5 protein-coding genes, 1 tRNA gene and 1 pseudogene are annotated in these 7418 nt (G+C 59.6%); 3 read left to right on the top strand and 4 right to left on the bottom strand.

Features of this window, described 5'->3' with window-relative positions:
* The first annotated feature begins 22 nt into the window (after positions 1-22).
* The 3 genes from AC2VON_RS03195 to AC2VON_RS03185 all read left to right on the top strand — a co-directional run bounded on the left by AC2VON_RS03195 (position 23) and on the right by AC2VON_RS03185 (position 1609).
* A tRNA-Arg gene (locus AC2VON_RS03195) sits at positions 23-95 on the top strand.
* Between the two features lie 18 nt (positions 96-113).
* Complete coding sequence (locus tag AC2VON_RS03190; protein ID WP_486951644.1) at positions 114-296, top strand: hypothetical protein; 183 nt, start codon at positions 114-116, stop codon at positions 294-296.
* 74 nt (positions 297-370) lie between these two features.
* On the top strand, positions 371-1609 hold the full coding sequence (locus AC2VON_RS03185; RefSeq protein ID WP_486951643.1) for a glycosyltransferase: 1239 nt from the start codon (positions 371-373) through the stop codon (positions 1607-1609).
* Between the two features lie 25 nt (positions 1610-1634).
* On the opposite strand, the gene AC2VON_RS03180 is transcribed toward AC2VON_RS03185, so the two are convergent.
* The 4 genes and pseudogenes from AC2VON_RS03180 to AC2VON_RS03165 all read right to left on the bottom strand — a co-directional run.
* Positions 1635-3008, bottom strand: a complete 1374-nt coding sequence (locus AC2VON_RS03180; RefSeq protein WP_486951642.1) for a WS/DGAT/MGAT family O-acyltransferase — start codon at positions 3006-3008, stop codon at positions 1635-1637.
* A gap of 15 nt (positions 3009-3023) precedes the next feature.
* On the bottom strand, positions 3024-3749 hold the full coding sequence (locus AC2VON_RS03175; protein ID WP_486951641.1) for a GAP family protein: 726 nt from the start codon (positions 3747-3749) through the stop codon (positions 3024-3026).
* A gap of 118 nt (positions 3750-3867) precedes the next feature.
* Positions 3868-7137 (bottom strand): MMPL/RND family transporter, encoded by a 3270-nt coding sequence (locus AC2VON_RS03170; RefSeq protein ID WP_486951640.1) that lies wholly within the window; start codon positions 7135-7137, stop codon positions 3868-3870.
* 66 nt (positions 7138-7203) lie between these two features.
* A pseudogene (locus AC2VON_RS03165) lies at positions 7204-7418 on the bottom strand (acyltransferase); the annotation flags it as partial.

Genomic DNA, 7418 nt, shown 5'->3' with positions numbered 1-7418 from the left:
CCGGCAGCACAATCGAAGACAGGCGCCCGTAGCTCAACGGATAGAGCATCTGACTACGGATCAGAAGGTTGGGGGTTCGAATCCCTTCGGGCGCGCTTTCTACCAGCGGGAATGTGCTTCTAAAACTCGGCGGCACCCATGACGTCGCCGCTGCGCGCACGCACTGCCTTGGCGGGTTGTACAAGGCCGCAGCCGACGGTGTCCCCACGCTGACCGACAAGGGCTATCACGGTGCTGGCATCTGGGTACACCATCCCATCAAAGGTGGCGACCTTGACGCCGATTCCGACTGTTAAGTGCTACCTTCATGATCGATTTTGTCGACCACATACGTGATGAACCGCCCAACCTCCGGAGACACATTAGCACCATGAAATTTGTTGTGGCAGTCCACGGAACGCGCGGAGACGTCGAGCCCTGCGCCGCGGTGGGCCTTGAACTGCTGCGTCGGGGACATGAAGTGCACATGGCGGTCCCGCCCAATCTGCTCGGGTTCGTCGAATCGGTCGGCCTATCGGGGGTCGCCTACGGTCCTGACTCGTACGCGATGCTGAACGAGGATATTGCCCGTGAACTGTGGAGTATCCACAATCCGATCACCTTGGTGCGTGTGGGTGCGGAATACATCACGAGGGGCTGGGCGCAGATGAGCAGTGCGCTGATGCCGCTGTTGGTGGGCGCCGACCTCATATTGACTGGCCAGATGTATCAAGGGGTCGCCGCCAACGTCGCGGAGTACGCAGGCATTCGGTTGGCAGCGCTGCACCAGTTCCCGCACCGGGTCAACGGTCAGCTTCTTCCTTATTTGCCGTCACCGTTGATTCGCTCCACGATGACCGTGCTCGAGTGGCTGTATTGGCGCATGACGAAGAAGGCAGAAGACGCGCAACGCCGCGAATTGGGCTTGCCGAAGACAACAGCCTCCTCGCTGCGACGGATTGTGGAAAGAGGATCGCTGGAGATCCAAGCCTACGAAGAGCTCTTCTTTCCCGGATTGGCAGCCGAATGGGGAAGCCGGCGCCCGTTTGTCGGCGCGCTGACGCTAGAATTGCCGACCGCCACCGACGATGAGGTCGCATCGTGGATTTCCGCAAGAACACCGCCGATCTACTTCGGCTTTGGCAGTGTGCGGGTGGAATCTCCCGAAGACACAATCGGAATGATCGGCGATGCTTGCGCACAGTTAGGCGAGCGAGCGTTGATTTGCTCTGGGGTAAGTGATTTCAATGATGTGCCTTGCGACGACCGCGTGAAGGTGGTGGGTAACATCAACCACGCAGCTGTACTTCCCGCCTGCCGTGCGGCCGTTCACCACGGGGGCGCCGGGACCACGGCCGCAGGTATGCGGGCCGGAATCCCCACGTTGGTGCTCTGGATGCAGGCCGATCAGCCGCTCTGGGCAATTCAGGTCAAAAGGTTGAAAGTTGGTTCTGCTCGGCGTTTCTCGCGCATCAGCCGAAAATCGCTAGTCAATGAGCTCCGATCCGTCCTGGCTCCGCAGTACGTTGTTCGGGCCCGCGAAATCGCCACCCGGATGACCAATCCCGCGGCCGGCGTCGCCAGAGCTGCCGACCTCCTGGAAGAGGATGCACGCCGAAATATCTTTTAGCCACTGGTCGATAGAGGCGGACAAGTTAGTCGACAACGCCGGTCAAACCGAACTGTGCCAGCGTCTGTGCGGCCAGCTCGCGCAGACGGGACTTGGAGTTCTCTGCCCCCGGCTGATAGGACACGATGCTGATCGACATCTTGCCGCAGATACGGCCGGCGACCACGGTGAATAGGCCGCGCCGTTGCTCAAGGGCTTGCCGTGTTATGTATCGGTCTACCCCACGCAACATGACGTACTCGGCTTCGGTGCCGTCAATGCTGGCTATTGCGGAGTCGAGGTTGCCGAGGTTGGAACATGACACGGGCAGATCATCGGCGAAACCGAAGATAGCATTGGCGCTTCGCCGCACTGCTCGCTTCGGTATAAACGGGACCAGCGGAAGGAGGTCTAACGGCTGATCGGGCACTTCTTTTGCCGATTTCAAGCCATGCCGGATGGTGATCTGGGCGCCCGACAAATCTGTAGTTACCTGTGTCGGATCGACCCGGATGTGCGCAAGGCTGGCTGCGTTCTTACGCGCGTCATCTTGGGTGCGGTTATTAGTGGGGATGAGCAAGGTGACGGTTCCGTCGACTCGGCAGCGCCCCACTTGTTCGCCGAGTTTCGCGGCAAACCCGGCAACCAGCGAGTGACTATTTGCGCCAAGATGTTTCGCGCGGGCATCCCAATCGCCGAGGTCGACGTAGATTGCGACCGAGGGCACGACGACATTGCAGTCGGCGCCGTCGCCGCCGCGGATCGCGCTGGGTCGTCGCGATCTCATCGACCGGGCAATGTCGTGCCTGCTCCGAAACGCCAGTTTTGCCGCTGCGGAAAGTGCTCGGGCAACCTCAGGCGCGCCCCGCAGGGCTTCGCGGGCATCCGACGCTATGGCGCGTAATCTGGTACGCGAACAGGCCGATGGATAGCCAAAATCGACGCTGTTGCCCTTCACCAGATCGGCGACAACCGATAGCCCCCCGAGCCCATCAGCCAGACAGTGCGAAAGCACGATGCTGATCGCAGTCGAACCATCCGTACATGGCAGGACTCCCATGTGCCAACCGGGACCCCATTCCGGATCGACCGGCAGTTGGGCACGCTCATCCACCCAGTCGGTGAGTTCGGCTCGTGGGCGGGCAGACTCAGCGATGTCCAGATCCGACTGCGGCCCTTCAGCCAAGACCCACCGATGCCGCCCGAACGGTAGCGGCGAACGTTCGATCCGCAGCCGTCCCAGTGGCACTTGGCCAACGCCGCGGTGAAAGCGCCTCAGTGCATCAAAGTCGACAGGGTGCTCGTAAATCCACACGGCCTGCATGACCGGCTCTTCGCCGGAGACGCGTAGCCACAAAAACATGGCTTGGTCGGTGAATGAGAGCCGATTATCCGGACGGCCGGTTGCACGTTTAGCCATTCGTCGACCGCCTCCTCAGAGCGTGCTCATGCCGCGCGCCACCATCAATATCCCGAGCAAGCAGAAGATCGAAACGAGAATTGGCCGGCGGTAAGCGCGCAACCAATCAGTCAGTTGCATCAACATTGCGGACGTCTTCGCCGGCGATATCAGGTAACTGACCAGGGGAATCTCGGCGATCGCGTATGACGCGAGAATAAAGATGAGCGCCGCGCTCATTTGCGTACTATAACCGGTTTGGGAGGCTGAAATAGCGATGATAGCCCCGCCGTACTCGACGGGCGGCGTCGCAGTCCCCAGGCCAGCGACAAAGGCCATCGCCAGCGATTCACTTTTAAGCACGCCCGCCCACGTCAGTCGTGAGAACACAGCTGGTAGCCTCGGCCGCTGGCCGACGGCCGGAGGTTCGCCTGGTGTTGGTGCCAGTGCCGCCCGATACGCCGCGGGCCGGCGAACGAGTATCGCAGCAGCAGTGAGGGCGAGCACACCAAAGATGATTTGGATCGGTGGAATAGTCATGTAGTTGCCGACAGAATGCGTGACTCGGATAACGGGGAGCATGGAACTTCGCAGTAAGAAGAGAGCAGCCAAGGCAACCCCCAAACCCGCAGTCATGAGACCGAGCCAGAATACCAGCAGATTGACCATCGGGCGGGAGCGCGATACCAAGAGTGCAGCGATCCCGATCCGTACTGGTTCCATCGATGTGATAAATGCAAACCACAGGACCGTTCCCCACATATCATTCGCTTCTCCCGATAGCTGTCCGCGCCCGGGCAAAAGTTGCCTGGTCAGCGAATCCGGGCCTGTTAGCGGTCACGGCTGGCAAACTTGGCAGTGCTATCTTCATTGACGGAACCTAACGATCACTTTCCAGTTGTTTGATGTGGGCTTCGGAGCGCTGGCGGTGGATTGTTTCTGGTGAGGAACTCGGACCGAATTGCGGTAGTGCGTGGCATGGCGGAGGTTCGTCGCTTTCGCGCTCAGTGGTTATCGCTGGTAGTACGGCCTGACGTGCCTGGCTGACACCGGCGTGACTGTCTTCCGGACGGCGGAAGGCGTCGCCCACCAGCTGTCGGGATCTCGATGACCGTCGTTTCAGCCGAGCCGGTGAGTACAGGCGTGGCCACCATTGATTCGGCCACCAGTTCGCTTGTCCGACGAGCACCGCAACGGTCGGCACGGTGATCGTGCGAACCAGGAAAGTATCCAGCAGAATCCCGACACCGACAACGAATCCAGCCTGGACTAAAGTGCTGAAGCTTGCGAACATCAGCCCAAACATCGAGGCGGCGAAGATAAGCCCGGCCGAGGTGATCACGCCGCCGGTAGAGCCGACTGTGCGGATCACACTCAGGCGCAGGCCGTGCCGTGAGCCATCACGAATTCGGGATATGAGCAGCAAATTATAGTCCGCTCCCATCGCTACCAACAAGACGAAGGTCAGCCCGGGCACACTCCAGTGTAACTCCTGGCCGAGAACTAATTGAAACACGATGACCCCGATACCAAGTGCCGAGGTATACGAAATCACCACTGAGATAATGAGATACAACGCCGCAATGAGTGCCCGCAGGAGGACAACGAGAATCAAAAACACGATGATGATAGTCGCTAAGACGAAGAAATTGAGGTCGCGGTCGTAATAGTCACGCGTGTCGCGAAGTCCGACGGTGAGCCCCGCCATCGATATCTTGGCATCCGCCAGCGCGGTATTGGGTTGAGCGCCGCGAGCCGCTGCGATGATCGCATTCACCTGATCCATGGCTGCGGTGCTGAAGGGATTCAGTTCGGTCTGGACCAAATATCGTGCCACGCGCCCGTCCGACGATATGAAAGCACCGGCAGCCTGTTTGAATTCTTCCGAAGTCAGCGCCTGTCGAGGAATGTAGAAGCCTGCCATCGATGGTTTCTTTGCTTCAGACTTCATTGCCAGCAGAAACGCCGACGCTTCGCTAAGTCCACCGCCCATTTGTTTGACCTGGTCAACGAGCAGTTCCACACCGTCGGCCAACTGTCGGCTGCCGTCGGCAAGAGCATCAGCCCCCTTTTGCAGCTTGGCCAGTTGGCCTCGCAAGTCGCCCCCCAAAGATTGCAGCGCGTTGGTGGCGGTGGAGAGTGCGGTGCGCAGACTCGTCACCAGTGAATCGAGGCTCTGCGTGGCCCGTGCTGACCTCAGTTTGCGGCCCAGGTCAACGATCTTGTCGAATGTCCCGTCGTTGCGCGCGGTGGCCAGACGCTGCAACTGCACACGCAAATTGCTGCAGTCGGGATCCGCACTGCAGACCGGACTGGAATCGAGTGCTGCCAATACCGGATCCAACCATTTCAGGTTGTCCACCATACTTACGCCGATGGCATCGCCAAGCCCATGCATGCCGCTGATCAGCTGGGCGGCGTTGTTGATGTCGTTCAGAGTCTTTTGTCCGCCGACTTGGTGCAGCATCGAAGAGAGGGTGTCGACCAAAACGCTGACCATAGCCACGGTCTGCCCGACTTGGCCTCGGATGCCGCCGAGGGAGTCGGCCAGTCGCTCGGCCCCGCCAGTCAGCATGTTCAGCTCGCTATCGTGACCGGCGATGAGCTTGGATGCTTCGCCCAGCTTGCCGCCGACTTCGCCGGCCTGATAGGTCGCCCTCGCTTGTTCGAACGATTCCCCCATCGGTCGGGTGATACCTCGCACCATCGCAACTCCCGGCACCTGGCTCACCCGCTGCGCCATCTGCTCGAGGTCGGCAAGGGCTTGGGCGTTGCGCATGTCATGTGGTGACTGGACGACGAGGTACTGAGGAATGAGGGTGTTGGAGGCGAAATGGCTATCCAGCGCAGCATATCCGACAGAACTTTCGACGGATCTCGGCAAGCTCTTGCGATCGTCGTAGTTATAACGGGCCATACTCGCACAGCCGGCAAGCGCGATGAGCACTACCAAACTGACTGCCAGGTGGGTCTTGGGCCAGCGCACAATGCGTATACCCGAACGCCGCCAGAAACGATGGGCGAGTTCCCGCCGTGGCCTGACCCAACCACGGCGTCCGACTAGCACGAGGATGGCAGGCAGGAGCGTCACAGAGGCAAGGAATGCGATCGCAATCGAAATTGAAATAGCCGGGCCGACTGTTGAAAACACCGGCAACCGCGCGAAGATCATCGCCAGAAATGTGACCGCTACGGTGGCAGCCGACGCAGTGATCACTTTGCCGATCGACGTCAGAGCGCGCTTCACCGCTTGATCCGAATCCACACCCATCCGCACGTAGTCGTGATAGCGGCTGATCAAAAAGACAGCGTAATCCGTTCCAGCTCCGACCATTACTGCAGTGACCATGACAATCGTCTGGCTCATGATCCCAAGTCCCAGCAGCGCCAAACCGGCCAAGATACCCTGGGCAGTGAGCAGGGACAACCCGATGGTGATCAACGGCATCAGCATGGTGACCGGGTTCCGGTAGACGATCAGCAAAATGAGCAGCACCAAGACTGCAGTCCCGATCTCGATCAGCTTCAGATCGCGCTCGCTGACCTCGTTTATGTCCGCGATAGTGGCTGCGGGTCCGGTGAGGTTGGCGGTGAGTGTGGAGCCCGCAACGGTCTGTTTGATGAGATCGCCGACGTGTTTGTACGCCGCTAAGGCCTGCGGTGAGGCCGCCTCGCCGTTGAGATTGAGCGGCAGGCACCAGGCCTTGTTGTCTTTGCTCTGCAAGAGTTCGCGCAGGGGCGGGGTGCTGAGGAAATCTTGCACCGACTGGATATCCTGCGTATCCTGACGCAGCTTGTCGACTAGCGTTCGGTAGGTCGCTTCGTCAGCGGGCCTCAAGCCTTTCTCGTCGACAAGAACCACAAATCCGGGGGTGCCGGACCCTTGTTCGTGAAACGCCTCGGTCATCTGTCTGCTTGTGACCATCGCCGGGGCATCTTTTGGGAGGGCGTCTGGCTGACGTTGTCCAGCGATCACTGCGACTGGCGGAAGTACCAGCGACAAGATGGCTGCAAGCGCAATCCAGAACCCGATGACCGCCAGTGGCCACCGCGTGATGAAACTGCCGAGCCCCTGGAAGACACCCCCGGGGCTGGCTATCCTCGTCTGCCGCCCTTCACCGACGCCGACTCCATGCGGGGATCCTCGCATCCGTCTCAGCCAGAAACCCCGCCTCGAAATCACGCCCGGAATCCTTTAATCGTTGACAACCACCGACTATATGAGCGACAAGTTATTCACCGCTGCAGCTGTGTAGCGCCCTTGAGCGACACGGACAAATACGGATTTCAGCGCCTCTACATACCGAGTTACCGATTCACGGGCGATCGGATCATTGGGGTACAACACGGTCATTTGGGTTTCGTTCTCGAGCCGATTTATCCGAATATTGATTTGACCCAGGAGAATCCCACCGTCATGGTATAGCCCGG

The sequence above is a fragment of the Mycobacterium sp. TH-M82 genome (assembly GCF_057473605.1).
This window is presented reverse-complemented; position numbering and strand designations above follow the sequence as displayed.